The organism is Flavobacterium facile, assembly GCF_036321945.1.
Lineage (GTDB): Bacteria > Bacteroidota > Bacteroidia > Flavobacteriales > Flavobacteriaceae > Flavobacterium > Flavobacterium facile.
Genome location: NZ_JAZAYT010000030.1, coordinates 156,528 through 178,254, shown reverse-complemented (window position 1 = coordinate 178,254; position 21,727 = coordinate 156,528). Strand labels below are relative to the sequence as shown.

20 protein-coding genes are annotated in these 21,727 nt (G+C 30.6%); 13 read left to right on the top strand and 7 right to left on the bottom strand.

What is annotated here, in order from left to right; all coding sequences use genetic code 11:
- Positions 1-11: 11 nt before the first annotated feature.
- The 3 genes from UEQ13_RS06090 to UEQ13_RS06080 are packed head-to-tail and all read right to left on the bottom strand — an operon-like array spanning position 12 to position 1,147.
- Positions 12-503, bottom strand: coding sequence for a hypothetical protein (locus tag UEQ13_RS06090; protein ID WP_329805472.1), 492 nt, complete (start codon positions 501-503; stop codon positions 12-14).
- Between the two features lie 3 nt (positions 504-506).
- The gene (locus tag UEQ13_RS06085) at positions 507-1,001 is read right to left on the bottom strand and encodes a hypothetical protein (RefSeq protein ID WP_329805471.1); all 495 of its coding nucleotides are present in this window, start codon (positions 999-1,001) and stop codon (positions 507-509) included.
- The gene (locus UEQ13_RS06080) at positions 998-1,147 is read right to left on the bottom strand and encodes a hypothetical protein (protein ID WP_329805470.1); all 150 of its coding nucleotides are present in this window, start codon (positions 1,145-1,147) and stop codon (positions 998-1,000) included. The genes UEQ13_RS06085 and UEQ13_RS06080 overlap by 4 nt, the downstream gene beginning before the upstream one ends.
- A gap of 99 nt (positions 1,148-1,246) precedes the next feature.
- Between UEQ13_RS06080 and UEQ13_RS06075 the strand changes: the two genes are divergently transcribed.
- Together UEQ13_RS06075 and UEQ13_RS06070 are read left to right on the top strand one after the other, a co-directional pair.
- Positions 1,247-2,197 carry a hypothetical protein gene (locus tag UEQ13_RS06075; RefSeq protein ID WP_329805469.1) on the top strand — a complete coding sequence of 317 codons (951 nt, stop codon included), beginning with the start codon at positions 1,247-1,249 and terminating at the stop codon, positions 2,195-2,197.
- A 225-nt stretch (positions 2,198-2,422) separates the two neighbouring features.
- Positions 2,423-3,235: a hypothetical protein gene (locus tag UEQ13_RS06070; protein ID WP_329805468.1), complete on the top strand. Its 813-nt coding sequence runs from the start codon at positions 2,423-2,425 to the stop codon at positions 3,233-3,235.
- 61 nt (positions 3,236-3,296) lie between these two features.
- On the opposite strand, the gene UEQ13_RS06065 is transcribed toward UEQ13_RS06070, so the two are convergent.
- Positions 3,297-4,784, bottom strand: a complete 1,488-nt coding sequence (locus UEQ13_RS06065) for a hypothetical protein (protein WP_329805467.1) — start codon at positions 4,782-4,784, stop codon at positions 3,297-3,299.
- A gap of 151 nt (positions 4,785-4,935) precedes the next feature.
- Positions 4,936-5,316 carry a DUF1842 domain-containing protein gene (locus UEQ13_RS06060; protein ID WP_329805466.1) on the bottom strand — a complete coding sequence of 127 codons (381 nt, stop codon included), beginning with the start codon at positions 5,314-5,316 and terminating at the stop codon, positions 4,936-4,938.
- A 532-nt stretch (positions 5,317-5,848) separates the two neighbouring features.
- Between UEQ13_RS06060 and UEQ13_RS06055 the strand changes: the two genes are divergently transcribed.
- From UEQ13_RS06055 to rpe, 3 genes are all read left to right on the top strand, one after another.
- Positions 5,849-6,634 (top strand): hypothetical protein, encoded by a 786-nt coding sequence (locus UEQ13_RS06055; protein ID WP_329805465.1) that lies wholly within the window; start codon positions 5,849-5,851, stop codon positions 6,632-6,634.
- Between the two features lie 127 nt (positions 6,635-6,761).
- The gene (locus tag UEQ13_RS06050; RefSeq protein WP_026718320.1) at positions 6,762-7,625 is read left to right on the top strand and encodes a sigma-70 family RNA polymerase sigma factor; all 864 of its coding nucleotides are present in this window, start codon (positions 6,762-6,764) and stop codon (positions 7,623-7,625) included.
- 271 nt (positions 7,626-7,896) lie between these two features.
- Positions 7,897-8,559, top strand: a complete 663-nt coding sequence (rpe, locus tag UEQ13_RS06045; protein WP_329805464.1) for a ribulose-phosphate 3-epimerase — start codon at positions 7,897-7,899, stop codon at positions 8,557-8,559.
- Between the two features lie 62 nt (positions 8,560-8,621).
- Here the strand turns inward: rpe and UEQ13_RS06040 are convergent, their stop codons facing one another.
- Positions 8,622-9,599: a T9SS type A sorting domain-containing protein gene (locus tag UEQ13_RS06040; protein ID WP_329805463.1), complete on the bottom strand. Its 978-nt coding sequence runs from the start codon at positions 9,597-9,599 to the stop codon at positions 8,622-8,624.
- Between the two features lie 161 nt (positions 9,600-9,760).
- Positions 9,761-10,615: a zinc-dependent peptidase gene (locus UEQ13_RS06035; protein WP_329805462.1), complete on the bottom strand. Its 855-nt coding sequence runs from the start codon at positions 10,613-10,615 to the stop codon at positions 9,761-9,763.
- A gap of 213 nt (positions 10,616-10,828) precedes the next feature.
- Here UEQ13_RS06035 and UEQ13_RS06030 point away from each other — a divergent pair, with 213 nt between their 5' ends.
- The 8 genes from UEQ13_RS06030 (at position 10,829) to UEQ13_RS05995 (ending at position 21,591) form a co-directional block, all read left to right on the top strand.
- Positions 10,829-12,127, top strand: a complete 1,299-nt coding sequence (locus tag UEQ13_RS06030) for a phage integrase SAM-like domain-containing protein (protein WP_329805461.1) — start codon at positions 10,829-10,831, stop codon at positions 12,125-12,127.
- 291 nt (positions 12,128-12,418) lie between these two features.
- Complete coding sequence (locus tag UEQ13_RS06025; protein ID WP_225875131.1) at positions 12,419-12,745, top strand: DUF6660 family protein; 327 nt, start codon at positions 12,419-12,421, stop codon at positions 12,743-12,745.
- 96 nt (positions 12,746-12,841) lie between these two features.
- A complete protein-coding gene (locus UEQ13_RS06020) occupies positions 12,842-17,191 on the top strand; it encodes a CusA/CzcA family heavy metal efflux RND transporter (RefSeq protein WP_329805460.1) in 4,350 nt (1,449 codons plus the stop codon).
- Between the two features lie 10 nt (positions 17,192-17,201).
- A complete protein-coding gene (locus UEQ13_RS06015) occupies positions 17,202-18,491 on the top strand; it encodes an efflux RND transporter periplasmic adaptor subunit (protein WP_166125799.1) in 1,290 nt (429 codons plus the stop codon).
- Positions 18,492-18,531: 40 nt separating this feature from the next.
- A complete protein-coding gene (locus tag UEQ13_RS06010) occupies positions 18,532-18,849 on the top strand; it encodes a heavy metal-binding domain-containing protein (RefSeq protein WP_187003023.1) in 318 nt (105 codons plus the stop codon).
- Positions 18,850-18,864: 15 nt separating this feature from the next.
- A complete protein-coding gene (locus tag UEQ13_RS06005; protein WP_329805459.1) occupies positions 18,865-19,221 on the top strand; it encodes a cation transporter in 357 nt (118 codons plus the stop codon).
- Positions 19,222-19,223: 2 nt separating this feature from the next.
- On the top strand, positions 19,224-19,589 hold the full coding sequence (locus UEQ13_RS06000; RefSeq protein ID WP_329805458.1) for a DUF3703 domain-containing protein: 366 nt from the start codon (positions 19,224-19,226) through the stop codon (positions 19,587-19,589).
- Positions 19,590-19,599: 10 nt separating this feature from the next.
- Positions 19,600-21,591, top strand: a complete 1,992-nt coding sequence (locus UEQ13_RS05995; protein ID WP_329805457.1) for a heavy metal translocating P-type ATPase — start codon at positions 19,600-19,602, stop codon at positions 21,589-21,591.
- Positions 21,592-21,727 lie beyond the last annotated feature (136 nt).

Genomic DNA, 21,727 nt, shown 5'->3' with positions numbered 1-21,727 from the left:
ATTCTAAATTTTTAATCAAAAAGGTTCATTTGAAATGAAATCATATGATTTTGAGTTTGTAAATCACTTTCTTTAATCAGTTGGATATTCCATCCATAATATAAGGTTGCTCTTCCAAAGAGAGACAATCCAATTTTAGGCATAACTCTAATTTGTGTCGATTTATCCGTAATAAGAAAATCTATTACAATTTGACCAGAAAAAAAGGCGATACTATTTTCATAAGATAATTTTGCACCAACCACATGCTTATTGTCAATTAATAAGTATTCCAATCCAGCGCCTACATATTGAATTCGCATTCCCATTCCACCAAAACCTTGTTCTTGTTGAGGATAAGAAGTAACTAAAAAGGAAGCTTCTAACTCTAAATTTTCAAAATATCCACAAGCAACTCTATATCCATTTACATTATCCCAAAGCTGTAATGAATCGGAATTATTTGTTTGCGCAGCACTTTTCGAACTCCAAATAAGAACAACCAATAATATGATATTTCTCATTACTTATTTACTTTTAAAAACATATTGCTTTTTATCCGAATTTCCTGCGGCAAAAAACAAGAACATTCCCGAATAATCATAATGCTGATTAATCACTAATTGTTTGTTTAAAGTTAGCCCAATTCGCAATCTATTAATCCTCGTTTTACAATAAAGAGGTGGAAAAAAGATACGTTTTTTATCCAAATACACTTCAAAATAATGCTTCTTAAACTTTCCATTAAAAGCTACGACTTCATTTCCTCCCAACACATTTTTATAGTGAATTTCGATTGCATCTTTTTTAGAGAAGACAACTTTTATAATACTATCTGAATTTTTAAATCCAAACAACTCTTGAACTGAAATTTGATAATCCGTTTTCTTTTTTTTATTAGATAAGGAATGAAATTCACTTAATGAATTAGGCGAAAACACAACTAAATCTCTGTCTTTGATTTCCTTATACGATTTACAAGAAAGCAAACTGAACACAATTATTATAGCTAATTTTCTCATGTTATAGAATTTAAATTCCAAACAAAATGAATGCTATTTTTAATTTGAATTCGATTAATTATAACAGAATATTCTATCAATTCTTTTGAGGTAACCTTTTCTAAATCGTCTGCAATTTTTGCAATTTTAAGTTTTAACTTTCTCATAATTTATCATTTAATTACAGTTCAAAAGTATTATACTAATCACAAAATAAATTGCATTAAATAATAATATGTATATTTGATTTTGCGAAAATCACAAATATGAATCCTCAAGAAATCCTTTTAAAAGAAATCAGACAAATTATTGGAAACGAAACTTCCATTAATGAAGCGCTTTCAACTGTTTTACAAATAAGTTATGATGCAGCACATAGAAGAATTTCGATGAAAAGTAAATTTTCAATTGAAGAAACGGTAGCTTTATGTAAAGAATACGGCATTTCTATGGATCAATTATTTCAGCAAAATGACAGTTTGATTGTTGAGAAAACCAAAAGCATCAAAACGCAAGCCGATTTTAAAGCTTATTTTGAAAAATCGAAACAGTTTTTATCCGATTTCAATCCAGCAGAAACCACTTTGTATTATTCGGCAAAAGACATTCCAATGAATTATGCTGTGGCAGGAACTTTGTTTTCTAAATTCAAGTTTTTTATTTGGTTTAATTTACTAACGAATAAAAAAGCTACACCATTTGAAGATTTTATTTTTGACACAAGCATTATAAATGAAACTTCCGCTTTAAAGCAGTTTTTCGAACATTCCAAACGTGTAGAAATTTGGAACGACACAACTATAAACAGCTCTTTACAACAAATTTATTATTTTTTCGAATCGGGATTATTACACTATACCAATGCCAAATTATTACTGGACGATTTAACCGAAATCATTGCCAATTTAGAACTAAAGTGTCAATCCAATACCCCAGATTTTCAATTGTATCATAACGAATTACTGATTTTAAACAATTCCGTTTTATTTACTTCAGAACAAAAACTAAAGTTCTTTTTACCTTATAATGCCTTAGGTTATTATGTGACTTCCGACAAAAACGCCTGTTTAGAACAAAAAGAATACATTGCCAATCAGCTTTCTAATTCCAAATCGTTAAACCAATCGGGCAAAAAAGATCAGAAAATATTTTTCAACAAAATGCGTCAGAAAATTGATTTTTACAAAACGAAAATTGAGAATTATGTGTTGGAGTAATATTTCGGCAAAACTGTTATTTTTTATCCAATCGGAGAAAAAAATAACAGGTGTTGTTATTTTTTCTCTGTTTCAAAAATAAAATAACAAAAATTGTGGCAAAAAAATAATTTAAAAAAAATTGCCACAGAAACCGTAACAAAAAAATATTTTAAAAAATTTTGTTACAACCACAATTCTTAAAATAATTTCAAATTTTTCTAAATTTGCGAAAAACTAACCATAATGAAATTCATCACCAACCGAACTATAATTATAAAATCTATTATTGCTGCTTTACTTATTTTATGCATTAAAAATTTTGTTTTCAAGCACTTGTCTTTATACGGACAAGATTTTCACGATTTGATTGAATTATCTGATATTACTATCATTTTTACAGGTGCTTTTTTTGTTTTTGGATTATTATTAGCCGCTACGATGTCGGATTTTAAAGAAAGCGAACGGATTCCTGGTGAAGTCGCTTCCAATTTAGAAGCCATAAAAGATTGGATTTACTTAGCCTTAAGAGCACCAAGAACTGGCACTTCCGATTTATGTAAAGAAGAATTAAACCAACCTTTTTTAAGAGAACAATTACTTTTAATTACAGACGGAATTATTTCTTGGATTTATTCTACAGAAAAAGATTCTAACGTAATTTTTCCATTGATTAGAAATTCGAATGAAATTGCGTATTATTTTGCAGAAAGAGGTGTAGATAAAGAAGCCATAAAAGGAATTCAGGAAAACACCAACGCGATGAGAAAACAACTCACTCGAGCTTACTCTATTTCCCGTAACAACTTTATAAAACCTGCCTATATTTTACTTAAAAGCATTTTGTTTATTGTGATGTCGTTGTTGTTGATTACCAAGTTCAAATCGAACCCAGCTGATTATTTTGTTACAGATGCTGTTACTTTTTTATTCTGTTATTTGTATTTATTAATTAGAGGTTTAGATGATCCTTTTGATATTTCTAACGATGAAATTGATGTCGATTTAAAACCCATCGACCGATTCAGACAACGTTTAGAAAATGATTTTTTAGTGTAAAATTGACCAAAAAAAAACACCCAATTACTTGAGTGTTTCTTCCTAATTAACCATAATTATTTTATTTTCTATTTCTATCATCAATAATAACCATTGTTGCATTTGGAGTTGGTAATCCTTTTAACAATCCGCTATAAACATGACTTAAATCATTTGGTCTTAACCCTTTGTTATTAGAATGACAAGAAAAACACGTACCATAAGCATTATACGTATCGCCATTTTGAGCATACGTTTCCATAGTTGAATTAGCCAACTGACTTGCACCAATTGCTACACCAGCAACTTTTAATGAATCTACTTTTGGATTATAACTATATCCGTTCGGTCCTGCTCCATTTGCTGTCCAAGTTGCACCAATCAAAACATAATTTTTACGTACATCTTTGCCTTTTAATTTAGAAATTACAGCATTATTTATCGCAATAATTTCACTGTTTGAAGCAGCAGGAGAAGCATCTTCTGCATTTGGTTTCACATCCACAGCACTTCCCCAAGGTTTTGTTCTAAGGGTATTACTTGGTGAAATTGTATAGCCTTTTTTAGCCATAATAGAATCACCAGAAAAAACCATATGAGAAATGTTTACAGAATCTTTTAAGTTCTTATTAAACAACCAATCGTTGCCTTCATCCGCTAAAACAGTTTCAGTAATTCCGTCTTTGTTCAAATATTGATAAGAGGCATTTGGTGTATTGCCTTGATGTTCAAATGTAGCCCAAATCATTTCTGGATGTCCGTTAGCACTTCCAACAATATGCATTCCTACTAAAGCTAATTTCATTTTTCGTTCCCCATTTATAGTCCACAATTGGTCACCATTTTTTTTATATACAGGAACCATGGCTTCAATAGTTACAAATTCCTCTAAATTAGTTAATGAAGTAGCATCCACCCATGAAGTTTTAATTTCAATGGCTAATGTATTTGGATTTTTTAATACAATTCCATTTTGTTTCGCAAAATTAAAGATACTATCTTTTTCAGCTTTTGTGGTTGGAAATTGATCTCCAGACATTTTCTTTTGCTTTACAGCATTTAAAAATTCGGCATACACATCATTTACCATAGAAATATAATACACTAAATTTCCATTAGCATCCATTAATACATCATCCGTTGCCTGACCTTCTTCACTCACAATTTTACCTGTTTTATCAACATTAGCCATAGCTCGTAACAATTGATCTGGTTTATTTGGAATTAAATCTCTGTGTCCATCAATTTTAGGTGATACGGAATAAAATTCTTGAGATTCAAAAACAGCTTTGTTTGAACTGTCTTTTGAGGTCATCCAAAGAAACATTCTTTCCGACCATTTATAAAAGTCACAATTGTTTTCGTGAGCAAAATCTACACTATTCGCTGGAGTGACTTCTCCATTTTCAGTAACCTCTCCACTTTTAAACCAAGTAGCAAAATCCTTATCCGATAAATCACATAATGGTTTTACATTTTGAGGTAATTTTCCGTTTTCAATTACACAAGAAACAACTATTGCTCCAACTAATGTTACTGAAAGTATTCTTTTTAAAATAGTTTTTTTCATAATAAATAGTTTTTAAGTTTTCGAATTAATTGGGATTTGTTTTAAAACAAAAAGAGGCTGATTAATACCAATCAACCTCTTTTTAATTTATAGTTCAATTACCCAACACAACAAAGTTCATAAGCCTTTTTAGCTATTGGATAGACAATAATTATTTTTTTGAAGCTACAGGTACATTTTCAACATGCGTGTTTGCATAAGCGAATCCTCCAGTTCCATTCCAAGAACCATCAATTGCTAAATGTGCTTCAAAAGGAATTTCAATTGGCATGTCACCATCAGAATGAATAGATCCGGTAACACCTACAACTTGTGTCACATTTCCAAATCCAGTGGCATAAAGTGTACCAGTAACTTGACCGCTGTAATTTCCGTTTTGAGTAGCTTGCATAACTTGAACCGAACCAGTTACTTTGTGTTGAGAAGGAACTACAACAAATGAAAAATGAACTACTGGCGCACCAGGCATTCCTACGTTACCAATTGTACCTTGAGCTAAATAGGCTCCTTCTAAGTTTGTTTGTGCTGACATAATTTTTTTAGTTTTTAGTTTTTGTCCTACTCTTTTGGCTTTTCGGTTCCGCCTTTTGCTTATTCAAGAATCTTATTAGTACTATTCTTGATGTGAAATTAACTTGAATAACAAAACAGATTTTAAATATTGTGATGAAACGGGTTTTTTGATGTATGAGAAAAGAATATAACAGGAACAAAGACTTATCTAAATTTCTACAAATCGATTTTTATTTAACTTTTAACGTATCAAACAAGAAAATGAACGCTAATTTGTAACTAATTGACCGATTTCATAATCTTTAAAATATACTTCTCTTCATGTTAGCATTTAAAAAAACAGCTAATTATGATGCACAACACTGCAAATCGAACCCTTTTATTGATTAAGTATAAATATTTCTTAAAATTAGGTTTATTAACCAAACGAAAAATCCATACATCGATTAAAGCGTTAAATACCAATTGATTAAATAGTGTATAATTACCTTTGATATGGAAATTTGTTAAAGTAATTTCTAAAAAAAAAGTTTAACTATATATTTTTAATCATGAAAAATTTTTATGCAATTTTATTTTTTTGTTGCTTATTTTCAGGCTGCTCTGATGACGATAACCAAGCAACATTTACTACACCAACCGCTACATCTTTTGCTAGTAAACCAGAAGCAAATCAAATGTTTGACAATTCTTATAAGGGTATTTACAAAGGGATCGTAATCGGTAATGTATCTGGCTCAATTTATGTTGACCTCTATAATGATAATAAAATATGGGCGAAGTTTCAAACAGAAAACTTAGAAACATATGTTTTAGAAAACGTGCCACTTTTAGAAGAGGATGGTGAAGACAAATCAACATATTTAATAAAATTTCGATTTGCGAATGAAAACATGTCATTTGAATTGAAATTAGATGAATATGGAAATAATATTTCTACTTCAAATTTTAATTTCTATTCAAATACAGACTCAAGAGTTTTTATTTTAAAAGAAAAATCCAATTCTTTAATTAAATGTTATACAGGCACATACAACAGTCATGAAGAAACAGGTAATATAAACTTCACTACTAATGGTCAATTATATGTAAAAGGTCTTGCAAAAAAATCATATACTACAAACTTCACAAATATTAGTGGCGAAATAATTATGATTCCTCCAATCAACACCGAATTTAAAACTGAAACAAATACGAGCCCAGTTATGCTTTACCAATTAAACGCTAACTTACACGTTGGGCAAATTTCTGGGTATTTAGATGGTTATCAATTTACTGGAAATTGGATGCTAGAAGAACATGAAATAGGTAATTGGAGTGCAAAAAGAATACTTTAAATAGATTACTTTCTTTTAAAAATGTTCATTTATAAATTTAGATGAACATTTTTTTTTAAACTTTTGTAACTTTTTATAAACTTCTTACGTATAACTATAAGAACTTTTAAAGTTAGGAGAAAACCCCATGAGACAACTTAAAATAACCAAGCAGGTTACAAATCGTGAAACTGCTTCCCTAGACAAATATTTACAAGAAATTGGTAAAGTAGATTTAATTACTGCCGATGAAGAAGTTGAATTAGCGCAACGTATAAAAGCCGGAGACCAACGCGCCTTAGAAAAATTAACTAAAGCGAATTTACGTTTCGTAGTTTCGGTAGCAAAACAATACCAAAATCAAGGTTTAACGTTACCCGATTTAATTAATGAAGGAAACTTAGGTTTGATCAAAGCGGCACAACGTTTTGATGAAACACGTGGATTCAAATTCATTTCTTATGCCGTTTGGTGGATTCGTCAATCGATTCTTCAAGCTTTGGCTGAACAATCTCGTATTGTACGTTTACCATTAAACAAAATTGGTTCTATCAATAAAATCAACAAAATGTACGCTTTATTAGAGCAATCTAACGAACGTCCACCAAGTGCTGAGGAAATTGCAAAAGAACTAGACATGACAGTTAATGATGTAAAAGAGTCTATGAAAAACTCTGGTCGTCATTTATCAATGGATGCACCTCTTGTGGAAGGTGAAGATTCTAACTTATACGACGTTTTACGTTCAGGTGAATCTCCAAATCCAGATAGAGAATTAATCCACGAATCATTACAAACAGAAATTGAAAGAGCGTTAGAAACGTTAACTCCAAGAGAAGCAGATGTAGTGCGTTTATATTTCGGATTAAGCGACCAACACCCAATGACATTAGAAGAAATTGGAGAAACTTTCGATTTAACTCGTGAGCGTGTTCGTCAAATTAAAGAAAAAGCAATTAGAAGATTGAAACATACTTCTAGAAGTAAAATATTAAAAACATATTTAGGATAATACGTTTTTTACAGCAAACAACCGTGTAAACGGTTCGTTTTTTGATTGATGATTGAAACTCCGGCTGATTACCGGAGTTTTGTTTTTTTTAGGAAACAAAACTCCAGTCAGTTCGCACAAGTGCTCGGGTTTCCGGAGTTTTGTTTTTAGCCCCCAACCCCAAAGGGGAGTTTCTTACGAAAAAATTACTTTGCGAACTTTGCGAAAAACCTTGCGAACCTTGCGGTTAAATTTTACCTTTGCTCAAACAACATAACTACAATACAACAACATGAGTAAAAACACACTTATTGCACCTTCGGTTTTAGCAGCTGATTTTGCTAATTTACAACGCGACATCGAAATGATTAACAATTCTGAAGCAGATTGGTTTCATATTGATATTATGGATGGCGTATTTGTTCCAAACATTTCTTTTGGAATGCCGGTTTTACAAGCCATTTCAAAACACGCTACAAAAACAATCGATGTACATTTAATGATTGTTGATCCAGATAGATACATTTCTACATTTGCAAAATTAGGCGCTAATGTTTTGACTGTACATTACGAAGCTTGCAATCATTTACACAGAACCTTACAAGCTATTAAAGCAGAAGGTATGAAAGCTGGAGTAGCGATTAATCCACACACTAGCGTAAAAGTTTTAGAAGACATTATTCAGGATATCGATTTAGTGTGTATCATGAGTGTGAATCCAGGTTTTGGAGGACAAAGTTTTATTGAAAAAACATACGACAAAGTTTTTCAATTAAAAGAAATGATTAGAAGATGTAAATCGAACACTTTAATTGAAATTGATGGTGGCGTAACCAATAAAAATGCCAAACAATTAGTAGATGCTGGAGCTGATGTTTTAGTAGCAGGAAGCTATGTTTTTGGAGCAGAAAATCCAATGGCAACAATTGCAGATTTAAAGAAAATTACAAAATAGAGAAATAAAAAAAGCCTTATAAAAAATTAATTTATAAGGCTTTCTACTTTTAGAAAACGCTATTAAATTTTAATAAAATTCTTAACTGCTGTACCGTTTTCAGTAGTTAGTTTTACTATATAATTTCCTGTTATTAAATTGGAAACATCAATACTAAAATTTGTTTCATATTTTGTATTTGAAGTAAAAACTGCTCTACCAGTCATATCAAAAATTTCAATTAAATTTTCTGTAACAGAAATTGGATTAACAATGGTTAAATTATTTTTAACAGGATTCGGATACATTATAATTTGAGAAGAAAATTCATTTGAATCTAATCCCAAAACTGTTCCGTTAAATTTAAATGGTATAGCTAATATATTTGTAGAACCACCATCTGCAGTATTTACCCATGCGGCCGCATTTCTTTGCTTCCCATTCCATGTTGGACTAGATAATGTATTCAAAATAGTTACTGGAGGAAAAAACAAAGTTGCATCATTTATAGCATGCGCTTGAAATTCAACCCAATAGGTTCCAGCGGCCAATGACGCAGTTACATTCGCTTTAAATCGCCAAACTTTTCTTGTTGTACCTGTCGTTGTAGCGGTTCTGTATACAAACTCTTCTCCACTTCCAGCGGCATTTAAAACATTTGTAGTCATATCACCAAAAACTATAGAAGATGTTCCTAAAGAAGGATCACCATTCCAAATTCTTACACGAATAACATCAATTGGAATTGTAGTTCCAGCATATGAGGTTTGGTATCCAAAAACATCTAAACTTGAAATGTTCCAAGTTTCTCCAACTGGAACCACAAAATCATCCGCCAAAGCAAAATTTGTCGTAAGTGCGTTATTATAATATCCTGAAAGACCTAACGAACTATTAGGCGTTTGTAATTCAGACCAAGAATATCCTGCTGGCGCGGCTGTTGAATTTGTGGAAACTGTACCCGTCGCTATTGGTCCATTTGTATAGATTTGCTGAGCACTTACTACTGATGTACATGCAAATAATACAGCAAATAATTTAGAAGTAATTTTTATATTCATAATACATTCATTTATAGTTAATTACAAACATAATAATAAAAATATTTACATTAATTTTCTTTTTCAAATTTTCGATGAAGGAATGCTTTTATCCGATAAAAAACAATGATGCTTTATCTAAATTACTTTAGAATAAGTTAAAACTATTAATACTTAAAATTTCACGAAATAAAAACGGTTTCATTATAATTCAACATTTCTTTCACTTTTATATAAATTGAAGGAAATTTTTGTTTTAATTCCTCTGGTGACTCAAAGAAATGTTCCAATAAAACGGCTATAAATTCGTACTGATTTTCAAAAGCATATTCTCGTAAAAATCCAGAATTCAACAAATCCTGTCGTAACGATTCGTTAGAAAAAGACAAGAATAAACTACGAAGAGATTCATTAAACAACACATGAGTCGTCTTGTCACTTTTTAGAGTTGCGAAATGTAAAGCATGGGTGAATTCGTGTAAACCTAAATTCAAATTATCGTTTTTAATGTCTATTCCACTTTTAAAATCGGACCAAGAAAAAACGATAGTTTTCAATTTTGGATTGAATTCTCCTTTATAATACTCATCAGTATGAGTAGACAAATAGACATTAGGATAAATAATAATCTGTTGAATAAGTTTATTTAAATAATTCTTCATTCCGAAAGTCAACTGAATATAAACCGCCGCAATAGAAAGTTTCATTTCTTTATTGATAGAAATATCACGAGTAGAAAATTCGGTTTTTTCAATAAAAGTAGCTACTCGATGCTCAAAATATATTTTAAATTTCGGTTTTAACTTCTGATAAAATTGACTGTTATTTCTCAAAATAATTTTATCAGTTTCCGATACTTTTTTATTGAAGATGTGTCCAAAAACAATTAATGGCTTTTTGAAATTACGTTGATAAATAATCTCAACCACATATAACATGAAGTAACAATACCCAAAAATAATTGGAGACAACAACAAAAACATTACAAAATATTCGGCAATAGTATATTCTCTTTCTAGTACAGGAATTTCTTGCATTTTGTAATAAAGTATTAAATACATTAGTGACCTCGGCAGGGACTGAACCTATGAATTTACGTAAAACTTATAAAACGTAAAAATACAATAAAATCAAAGCTTAACGAGTTTTTTAATTCATTCAGTTTTATTGAAATTTGTTTAAATTCGCATTTCGTTGACTAAATGTTGACTAAATATATTATATTTGTTTTGTACAAAAATTAAAATATAATGGCGAAGATAAAATTTTTACTTCAAAGTAAAAGCGAAATTTCTAATATTTATGCTCGGTACTCTATAAATAGAGCAACTGTCTTAAAACGCAAAACAGGTTTTATTATAAACGCTAAAGATTGGAGTAAAGATAAAGGGCAACCCATACAAAAAAGTGAAGAAACAAAAGCTTTAAAATCAAAGCTTGATAAGTTAGCTGTTTTTATAAATGATGCTTACAATATTGCTGTTAGTGCTGGCGAAGAAATTACAGGCGACTGGTTACAATTTCAAATTGATTTATTCAATAATAAAAAACCTAAATTAGAACTTGACAAATTAACAGAATACACACAAAAATATATTGACGAAGCACCATACAAAGAAAACGGAAAAAATGGTACTGGATTAAGCAATGGACGTATTCAAAACTTAAAGCTATTCAAAAACACAATAATACGTTACGAATTAGAAAAGTTTAACAGTAAATCAATATTAGTAAAAAACATAAATTTACTATTTGTTGAGAATTTTAAAATATGGTTGTTTGCTCAAAAATACTCTATAAATTATGTAGGCAAAAACATTGCAAACTTAAAAACAATTTGTTTAGATGCTGAAAAAAATGATTTTGAAATTTCTAATCAAATAAAAAACATAAAAGCAATATCCGAAACTAAAGAACCTGAAAATATTATTTATTTAAGCGAAGATGAACAGGAAAAAATTAAAGTTGCCAAAATAGATAAAAAAGCATTAATAAACGCCAGAAAATGGCTATTATTAAGTTGCTTAATCGGGCAACGTGGTGGCGACTTATTAAATATTACAAGCGACAACTTTAAAGAATTAAATGGTGTTAAAATAATAGAACTAAAACAACAGAAAACAGGAAAAATAGTTGCAATACCTTTGTTGCCCGAAGCAATAGAAATTATTAAAAACGGTTTGCCTTATCATTTATCATTAGTAAATTATAACAAATACATTAAACTTGTTTGCCAAATTGCCGAAATAAATGAACCTATAACTGACAGGAATAAAGCAACAAGTAGAGGAGCAACAACAATAAAAACATTGCCGAAACACAAATTCATAACATCACACGTTGGACGTAGGAGTTTTGCAACTAATTTTTACGGACTTATTCCAACACCAGTATTAATGAATATAACAGGGCATGGAACAGAAAAAGTATTTTTAGCTTACATCGGAAAAACAACTTATGACAACGCATTTCATATGGCGGAATTATTCAGTAAATTAGTATCAAGAAAAAAAACACCTCCACAAATGGAAGTAATAAGTAACATTTAATATTTCAACAAAACAATTAACTGACATTTCAATATTTATTCTTTTTAAATTCACTACAAAAGAGAGTAGAAAATCATTGCAATGGCATTGCAATTGTTAAATCATATCATTGCAATACCATTGCAACTGTAATACGACTTAATTATAGATTGCAAAAACAAACCGATATTTTTGGAAATCCACCATCAATTACAGATGGATATAGTTTAGGAATTTCTACTTATTTTTAAAATTAAAAACACAAATTGTAATTATTTTTATTTTTTGTAAAAAAATACTACTTTTACAACAATGAAAATACTAAACATCATATTATCAATATATATAATTATGCTTACTGCCTATCCTTGTGCAGATAAGCATAATGATGTTTTAGGTAAATCATCACAATCACAAAGTAGCTCACAACACAACCATTCTCACGACGAAGAAACCGATTTATGTTCTCCTTTTTGTGTTTGCAATTGTTGTGGTCAACAAACATTAACGTTTTTAGAAATTCAATCCTTTCAATTTTTAGTGCAATTTCAAGAAATAAAATCTTCTATTTCTTTTTATAAGTCAGCTTCTTTTTCAAATTTCTTCGGAAGTATTTGGCAACCACCGCAGTTAGTATAATGAAGCCCGAGTAATTTCGGGTTAACAAGTTGTGTCTTTTAAACAACTTAAAAAAGAAAAACAGTTCTCTGTTTATTAATTCATTATACAATAAAAATGTTAGATAAAATCATTCATTTTAGTATCAATAATAAATTTATTATTGGGCTTTTCACACTCGTATTAGTTATCGTTGGTAGTTATTCACTATATACTTTACCAATTGATGCATTACCAGACATTACAAACAATCAAGTACAAATTATTACAAGTTCGCCTACTTTGGCAACACAAGAAGTAGAGCAATTTATTACCTATCCAATAGAGCAATCAGTTAAATCAATTCCTGATATTGTTGAACTTCGTTCAATAAGTCGTTTTGGATTAAGTGTTGTAACCGTTGTATTTAAAGAAGAAATAGATATTTATTGGGCAAGAGCTCAAATTACAGAACGAATAAAAGAAGCCGAAAACACCATACCAAAAGGAGTTGGTACACCTGAAATGTCACCAGTTAGTACAGGTTTAGGTGAAATATACCAATATGTAGTTTTTCCTAAAAAAGGATTTGAAGAAAAATACAATGCTACAGATTTAAGAACCATTCAAGATTGGATTATAAAACCCCAATTAATCGGTACAAAAGGTGTTGCCGAAGTGAATACGCTTGGTGGAAATCTTAAACAATATGAAATAGCTGTTCAGCCAGATAAGCTGAAAAGTATGAATACTACAATTACCGAAATTTTTGATGCGTTAGAAAATAACAACGAGAATACAGGTGGCGCATACATAGATAAAAAACCTTATGCTTATTTTATTAGAGGTGTGGGAATGGTTAGTAGTATTGACGACATCAATAAAATTGTAGTTAAAAATCAAAATGGTATTCCTATTCTTATTCGTGATGTAGCCAATGTTCAAATAGGTAGTAGTATCAGATATGGTGCAGTTACAAAAGATGGAAAAGGCGAAGAAGTGTCAGGAATGGTGATGATGCTTAAAGGTGAAAATAGTGGTGAAGTTGTTAAGGTTGTGAAAGAGAAAATGGAACAAATCAAGAAATCACTTCCCGAAGGTGTAGAAATTGAAGCGTTTATGGACAGAACAGTTTTAGTTGACAAAGCTATTAGTACGGTTCAAACCAATCTTATTGAAGGTGCATTAATTGTAATTTTCATTTTAGTATTATTGTTAGGTAATTGGAGAGCAGGTTTAGTAGTAGCTTCAGTTATTCCATTAGCTTTATTATTTGCCATTTCAATGATGAAACTTTTTGGAGTTAGTGGTAATTTAATGAGTTTAGGAGCAATCGACTTTGGGTTAATTGTAGATGGTGCTGTTATTATTGTTGAAGCGATTATACATCGACTCCAAGTCAGTAATAAAGGAAAACTCACCACTCAAGAAATGAACGATGAAGTGTATAAAGCATCTTCAAAAATTAGAAGTAGTGCGGCTTTTGGTGAAATAATAATCTTAATTGTATATCTACCTATTTTAGCATTAGTAGGTATCGAAGGAAAAATGTTTGGACCAATGGCACAAACAGTATCTTTTGCCATATTAGGAGCATTTATATTGTCATTAACTTATGTTCCAATGATGTCAGCTTTGGCATTAAAAAAACAAACAGGACATAAAAAGAATTTTAGCGATAAAATAATAGATGCAATTTACAATTTCTATACACCTATTTTAGAAAAAGCATTACGAGTTAAAGAAGCAATTATTGGTGTAGCTATTGCCTTATTTATAGGCTCATTATTTTTATTTAATACATTAGGTGGTGAGTTCATTCCCACACTTGATGAAGGTGATATTGCAACGCATTTAATCATTGCTTCGGGTAGTTCATTATCTCAAGAAGTGGAAGCAACTACAAAAGCAGAACAAATTTTAAGAGATAAGTTTCCAGAAATTAAAATGATTGTAACCAAAATCGGTTCGGCTGAAATTCCTACAGACCCAATGCCTATTGAAGCTGGAGATATGATTATTCTCTTAAAGGATAAAAGCGAGTGGACTTCAGCAGAAACCAAAGAAGAATTAATGGAAAAAATGGAACATGCTTTGTCTGATATTCCAGGTGCATTTACCGAGTTTTCTCAGCCTATTCAAATGCGTTTTAATGAGTTAATGACTGGTGTAAGAAGTGACGTTGCAGTTAAAATTTTTGGTGATGATATTGATATGTTAGTTAGCAAAGGTGAAGAAGTTGTACAGTTAATTAATGGTATTGAAGGTGTTTCAGATGCTAAAGCAGAACGAGTTGCTGGCTTGCCACAAATAACAATTCGTTATAATAAAGACAAATTAGCACTTTACGGATTAAAGATTGGCGACTTAAACAGAGTTGTTCGTATGGGATTTGCAGGCGAAAACGCAGGTGTTGTATATGAAGGAGAAAAGCGTTTTGATTTAGTTGTACGATTAGATAATGATAGTAGAAAGGATATTGAAAATCTAAAAGCTTTATTTGTAACCTTACCATCAGGAAGTCAAATACCGTTAGAACAAATTGCAGATGTAAAATATGAAGATGGACCAATGCAAATTTCTCGTGAAAACGGAAAACGTAGAATTGTTGTAGGTTTCAATGTTCGTGGTGCTGATGTAAAAACGGTTGTAGAAACTATTCAAGCTAAATTAGACGAAAAACTAAAATTACCTGAAGGTTATTATACTACTTATGGTGGTCAATTTGAAAATCTTATTGAAGCTAACAAACGACTTTCTGTTGCTGTGCCAGTTGCTTTAGGTTTAATTTTAGTGCTACTTTATTTTACATTTAAATCAATTAAACAATCGTTATTAATATTTACAGCTATTCCATTATCTGCCATTGGTGGTATTGTAGCTTTATGGCTACGAGATATGCCGTTTAGTATTTCCGCAGGTGTTGGATTTATTGCCCTTTTTGGTGTAGCCGTATTAAACGGAATTGTTTTAATAGGGTATTTTAATGAACTTAAAAAACAAGGTATGGATAATGTATATGACAGAATAAAAGAAGGAACAAAAGTAAGATTAAGACCTGTTATATTAACAGCTGCCGTTGCTTCGCTTGGGTTTTTACCAATGGCAATAAGTAGTAGTGCTGGTGCTGAAGTTCAAAAACCATTAGCAACTGTTGTAATTGGCGGATTAATAACGGCTACTTTACTAACATTAATAGTTTTACCAATTCTGTATTTATATTTTGAAAAAGGAATAAAAATCAAAAGAAAAACTATGAATAATTCGGCTTTAGTAATAGCTTTTTTATTGGGTTCATTTACTGTAACTGCACAAAAAACTCAAAAGCTTGATGTAAAGCAAGCAGTTGAAATTGGATTAAAAAACAATCAAAATATTCAAGCTTCAGAATTAGATGTAAAGATGCAAACGCAAATTCAAAAAACAGCTTTTGAACTTCCTAAAACAGAATTATCTGGTACTTTTGGGCAAATAAATTCGCAAGCTCAAGATAAAAACTTTCAAATTAGTCAAAGTTTTAATCCTTTTCAAATTAGTGCTAAAAGAACCTTGCTTGCAGCATATAGCAATGCCAGTGCAACTAAATTAGGAGTTTCAAAGCAAGAAATAACCTATTCAATTCGTCAATCTTGGAATACCTTATTATTTTACGAAAAACAAAATACCGTTTTAGAAAAGCAAAATATAGTAATGCAAAAATTTGTGAAGTCTGCTAATTTAAAGTTTCAAACAGGTGAAACAAATGCTTTAGAAAAAACAATTGCATTGGCAAAGCAACAAGAATTAGAACAAAAAATAAAGCAAAATAAAACACAAATTGCAATTGAAAAATCAAAGCTAAAAGTAATTTTAGATCTAAAAACTGATTTTATGGCAATAGATACTTCATTTGTGCCACATCCTGCTATTGCAAAAGTTGATACTACAATGGTAAAACAAAATCCAATAGTTCAATTAGCAAATCAACAAGTTCAAATAGCACAGGCAAATCATAAAGTAGAAAAATCTGCATTATATCCAGACTTTTCAGTTGGTTATTTTTTACAGTCTATAACAGGTAATCAAGATGTAAAAGGAACATCAACCTATTATAATAATTCACCACAATTTCAAGGATTTTCAGTTGGTATTGCAGTTCCGTTATTTGCAGGAAGTAATATTGCAAGAGCGAAAGCTGCAAAAACTAATATTGAACGTGAACAGAAAAATGCTGACTATATAAATCAGCAATTTAAAAGCCATTTAGAACAACAATCCGAACAATTAATTACATATAGTTCGTTAATTGATTATTATAAAAACACAGCATTACCAAATGCAAATTTAATAATCAAAAATGCAACAAAAGGGTATCAAAACGGAGATATTTCTTATGTAGAATATGTTCAGAGTATAGAAACTGCAAGTCAAATTCAGCTAAATTATAACGAAGCGATTTATAATTATAATCAAACTATAATTACAATTCAATATAGTATCAATCAATAATAAAAATAAAATGAAAAAATCAAATATCATATACGCATCAATAGTAGGAGCAATAATTCTTGCTATTATTTTATATTTTTCTTTGCGTCATACTGAAGGTGATGGACATGTACATACAGATGGCGAAGCTCATACGGAAGAAAGTCATTCGGACGAAAAAGAGCCAACAACAATTAAAGAAGTGGAATTAAATGAAGCTCAGTTTAAAGCATCAAGTATAGAATTAGGTACTTTTTCAGATAAAAATTTAAGCGAAGTAATTAAGGCAAATGGATATACGAAGTTGCCACCACAAAATCAAGCTGATGTATCAGTTTTCACTACAGGAATTGTAAAAACAATAAATGTAATGGAAGGACAAAGAGTTAGCAAAGGACAAACTATTGCAACAATTGAAAGTCCTGAGTTTACCAAAATTCAAGAAGCTTATTTAACTTCAAAAAGTAATTTAGAGTATTTAAAATTAGAATTTGAAAGACAAAAAACATTAAGTGATGAAGAAGTAAATTCTAAAAAAGTTTTTCAAAAAACTAAATCAGATTATGAAATTGAAAGAGCAAGGTTCAATTCATTGCAAAAACAACTAAATACTTTGCACATTAGTGGCAATGGAAATACTACGGCTACAGTGCCAGTACTTGCGCCAATTTCAGGAAATATTACAGAGATTTATATTAAAATTGGTAGTAATGTAGAAACTGGTAAACCATTAATGAATATAGTTGATAATTCTAAATTACACGTAGATTTATTAGTGTATGAAAAAGATTTATTTAAAGTAAAACAAGGTCAAAATGTTCGCTTTATTTTGACCAATCAAGATAATACCGAAATTAATGGAAAAATATTTAGCGTTGGTAAATCTTTTGAAAACGAAACAAAATCAGTTGCAGTACACGCTGACATTTCGAATAATCAACAAAAATTAATACCAGGAATGTATGTAAATGCACTTATTGATGCAGGAGCAAATACTGTTAAAGCTTTACCTACGGAAGCAATAATAAAAGCAGATGGTAGAGAATTTATTTTTGTTTTAGAAGAAGGTCATAAAGAAGAAGTAGCACACGATGAAAAAGAAGGACATAATCACGAAGATGGTGACAAGCACGAAGAAGCTGAAGGAAAAACTTTCCATTTCCAACGTATTGAAGTAAAAACAGGTACATCACAATTAGGATATACACAAGTAACATTACTTCAAAAAATAGAACCTAATGCAAAAATTGTACTAAAAGGAGCGTATTATGTACAAAGTCATTTACTAAAAAGTGAAGGCGGTGGCGGACACGCACATTAATAATATTCAACAATAATTCATCTAAATAAATAAAATTATCATGAAAAAATCAATTTTAATTTTGGCTTTTGCCATTGCAACATTAAGTGTAGTTTCTTGTAATAAAAATGAAAAAACAGAAGTTACAACAGAACACGAAGGTCATAATCACAAAGAAGGAGAAGCTCATAAAGTAACTTATGAATGCCCGATGGATTGTGAAAAAGGTAAAACCTATGATAAAAAAGGAACTTGTCCAGTTTGTAAAATGGAATTAATTGAAGCCAAAGCAGATAATCACGAAGGGCACGACCATGCAACTGAAAATCATGAAGGACATGACCATTCAAAAGAAAACCACGACGGACATAATCATTAATTTAAAAAATAAAATATGAAAAATTCAGTTTTAAAATTAATCGTATTAGTTGTATCATTATTTTTCTTTTCAAATTTTGTTTCAGCACAAAAAACTACTCAAAAAGTAGTTATCAAAACTTTTCTTCATTGCGACCATTGTAAGGAATGTGAAACCTGCGGTCAAAAATTCAAAACAGAAATGCTTAAAATAAAAGGTGTTAAGATGTATGAATTAGATGATAAAGCAATGACTTTTACAATTTATTATAATTCAAAGAAAACCACTTTACAAGCAATTAAAGAAGGTATTTCTAAATTAGGATATGATGCAGATGAAGTAAAAGCTGACACAGAAGCTTATGAAAGTTTAGATGGTTGTTGTAAAGCATAGGCATGAAGTTTAATATCAAAATGCCAAATAAACTAATTCCTTTTTATCAAAAAGAGTTAGAAGCCGTTAAGGATAATTTAAAGCAAGATAATTTACAAACTGCTTGGTATCATTTGGAGCGTGCCCATATTATTGGGCAAAAACATCTTTATGAACACACATTTGTACATTGGAAAATGTTGCAGTTTGGTATTAAGATAAAAAGTTCAAAAGAAATTATTGGTCAAATTCCACGATTATTGGTAGGTGGTGTAAAATCATTTGTTGGTCATATTCCAGTAGGTAATACAGGTGGTGCAAATGTACCACCTTTAAAAGTGATGGAAATACCTGAAGATATTAAAGAAATTTTAAATTCGAATTCATAACAATTATATTATGGAACATCAGCACATTTACGACAAGCAAGGAAAACAAATTTGTTGCTCATTAGAAGAAAAAATAAATAAAAAAACCGAACATCATTCTGATGATGACGGACACGACCACGACCATTCAAGCGAGGAAAAATCAACGTTTCAAATGTTTTTACCAGCAATAATAAGTTTTGTTTTATTATTGATTGCCATTGGTTTTGATAATTATTTTACACAATCTTGGTTTACAGGTTGGGTAAGAATAGCTTGGTATGTTTTAGCTTATATTCCTGTTGGGTTTCCTGTACTTAAAGAAGCATTTGAAAGCATTAAAAAAGGTGATGTGTTTTCAGAGTTTTTGTTAATGTCAATTGCTACAATTGGTGCTTTTGCAATTGCCGAATTTCCTGAAGGTGTTGCTGTTATGTTATTTTATGCAATTGGAGAAATATTTCAAACATTAGCTGTTCAAAGAGCAAAAGCAAATATCAAAACATTACTCGACCAACGACCAGACGAAGTTACTGTTTTGGAAAATAATGTAGCTAAAACAATCAAAGCTTCAACCGCAAAAATTGGAGATATAATCCAACTTAAAGCAGGTGAAAAATTAGGTTTAGATGGTGAATTACTTTCTGATACAGCTTCTTTCAATACTGCTGCATTAACAGGCGAAAGTAAACCAGACACAAAAGCAAAAGGGGAAACAGTTTTAGCAGGAATGATAAACTTAAATTCGGTTTGTCAAGTAAAAGTAACCGTTGCTTATACGGATAGTAAATTATCAAAAATTCTTGAAATGGTGCAAGATGCAACAGCTAAAAAAGCACCAACCGAATTATTTATTAGAAAATTTGCAAAAATTTACACCCCAATTGTTGTTGCTTTAGCCCTTGCAATATGTGTGTTACCAATGTTTTTTGTAGAAAATTATCAGTTTAATGATTGGTTATATCGAGCTTTAATTTTCTTAGTTATTTCCTGTCCTTGTGCATTAGTTATTAGTATTCCTTTAGGATATTTTGGAGGAATTGGTGCAGCTTCAAAAAACGGAATTCTATTTAAAGGAAGTAACTTCCTTGATGTTATGGCTACGGTTCAAAATGTTGTAATGGACAAAACTGGAACAATGACCGAAGGAGTTTTTAAAGTTCAAGAAGTTGTTTTTAATTCCGATTTCAATGCAGCCGATATTTTGCAACTGGTTAATGCTTTAGAAAGTCAAAGTACACATCCAGTAGCAACCGCCATTCATCAATTTGTTGGTAAAATTGATAGTGCAATAGTTTTAAAAGATGTAGAAGAAATATCGGGACACGGATTAAAAGCCAATGTAAACGGAAAAGAATTGTTAGTTGGAAATTTCAAACTAATGGATAAATTTTCTATTACTTATGATATTGACCCGACAAGTATTGTTTACACATTAATTGCAGTAGCTTACGATAAAAAATTTGTGGGTTATTTAACTATTGCAGACAGCATAAAAGAAGATGCACAAATCACAATTGACAAACTAAAAGCATTAGGTATAAAAACCACTATGTTAAGTGGTGATAAAAATACTGTAGTCCAATTTGTAGCTCAAAAACTTGGAATAATTAATGCCTTTGGTGATTTATTACCCGAAGATAAAGTAAATAAAGTAAAAGAAATCATTGCAAAAAATGAAACTGTAGCTTTTGTTGGCGATGGTGTAAACGATGCGCCTGTAGTTGCTTTAAGTAACGTAGGTATTGCAATGGGCGGTTTAGGAAGCGATGCCACAATAGAAACCGCTGATGTTGTTATTCAAGATGATAAACCAAGCAAAATACCATTGGCAATAAACATAGGTAAACAAACTAAGAAAATTGTTTGGCAAAATATTATTTTAGCTTTTACGGTTAAAGCAATTGTTTTGGTTCTTGGAGCAGGTGGGTTAGCAACAATGTGGGAAGCCGTTTTTGCAGATGTAGGTGTTGCGTTATTAGCTATTTTAAATGCAGTTAGAATACAGAGAATGAAGTTTTAGTTCATTTGATTGAATTGAAACTTAATATTTAAACTGGTTTTGTAATGCTTTTGAAACAAATACGCTTTTCCATTGCAAAGCAATTAGCGGACATTTCAACATTTTTTATCTATAAAACACACTAAAACATACGTTT

Coding starts and splice junctions, on each gene's coding strand:
- UEQ13_RS06090 (WP_329805472.1), bottom strand. CDS start 503: ATGAGAAATATCATATTATTGGTTGTTCTTATTTGGAGTTCGAAAAGT.
- UEQ13_RS06085 (WP_329805471.1), bottom strand. CDS start 1,001: ATGAGAAAATTAGCTATAATAATTGTGTTCAGTTTGCTTTCTTGTAAA.
- UEQ13_RS06080 (WP_329805470.1), bottom strand. CDS start 1,147: ATGAGAAAGTTAAAACTTAAAATTGCAAAAATTGCAGACGATTTAGAA.
- UEQ13_RS06075 (WP_329805469.1), top strand. CDS start 1,247: ATGAATCCTCAAGAAATCCTTTTAAAAGAAATCAGACAAATTATTGGA.
- UEQ13_RS06070 (WP_329805468.1), top strand. CDS start 2,423: ATGAAATTCATCACCAACCGAACTATAATTATAAAATCTATTATTGCT.
- UEQ13_RS06065 (WP_329805467.1), bottom strand. CDS start 4,784: ATGAAAAAAACTATTTTAAAAAGAATACTTTCAGTAACATTAGTTGGA.
- UEQ13_RS06060 (WP_329805466.1), bottom strand. CDS start 5,316: ATGTCAGCACAAACAAACTTAGAAGGAGCCTATTTAGCTCAAGGTACA.
- UEQ13_RS06055 (WP_329805465.1), top strand. CDS start 5,849: ATGAAAAATTTTTATGCAATTTTATTTTTTTGTTGCTTATTTTCAGGC.
- UEQ13_RS06050 (WP_026718320.1), top strand. CDS start 6,762: ATGAGACAACTTAAAATAACCAAGCAGGTTACAAATCGTGAAACTGCT.
- rpe (WP_329805464.1), top strand. CDS start 7,897: ATGAGTAAAAACACACTTATTGCACCTTCGGTTTTAGCAGCTGATTTT.
- UEQ13_RS06040 (WP_329805463.1), bottom strand. CDS start 9,599: ATGAATATAAAAATTACTTCTAAATTATTTGCTGTATTATTTGCATGT.
- UEQ13_RS06035 (WP_329805462.1), bottom strand. CDS start 10,615: ATGCAAGAAATTCCTGTACTAGAAAGAGAATATACTATTGCCGAATAT.
- UEQ13_RS06030 (WP_329805461.1), top strand. CDS start 10,829: ATGGCGAAGATAAAATTTTTACTTCAAAGTAAAAGCGAAATTTCTAAT.
- UEQ13_RS06025 (WP_225875131.1), top strand. CDS start 12,419: ATGAAAATACTAAACATCATATTATCAATATATATAATTATGCTTACT.
- UEQ13_RS06020 (WP_329805460.1), top strand. CDS start 12,842: ATGTTAGATAAAATCATTCATTTTAGTATCAATAATAAATTTATTATT.
- UEQ13_RS06015 (WP_166125799.1), top strand. CDS start 17,202: ATGAAAAAATCAAATATCATATACGCATCAATAGTAGGAGCAATAATT.
- UEQ13_RS06010 (WP_187003023.1), top strand. CDS start 18,532: ATGAAAAAATCAATTTTAATTTTGGCTTTTGCCATTGCAACATTAAGT.
- UEQ13_RS06005 (WP_329805459.1), top strand. CDS start 18,865: ATGAAAAATTCAGTTTTAAAATTAATCGTATTAGTTGTATCATTATTT.
- UEQ13_RS06000 (WP_329805458.1), top strand. CDS start 19,224: ATGAAGTTTAATATCAAAATGCCAAATAAACTAATTCCTTTTTATCAA.
- UEQ13_RS05995 (WP_329805457.1), top strand. CDS start 19,600: ATGGAACATCAGCACATTTACGACAAGCAAGGAAAACAAATTTGTTGC.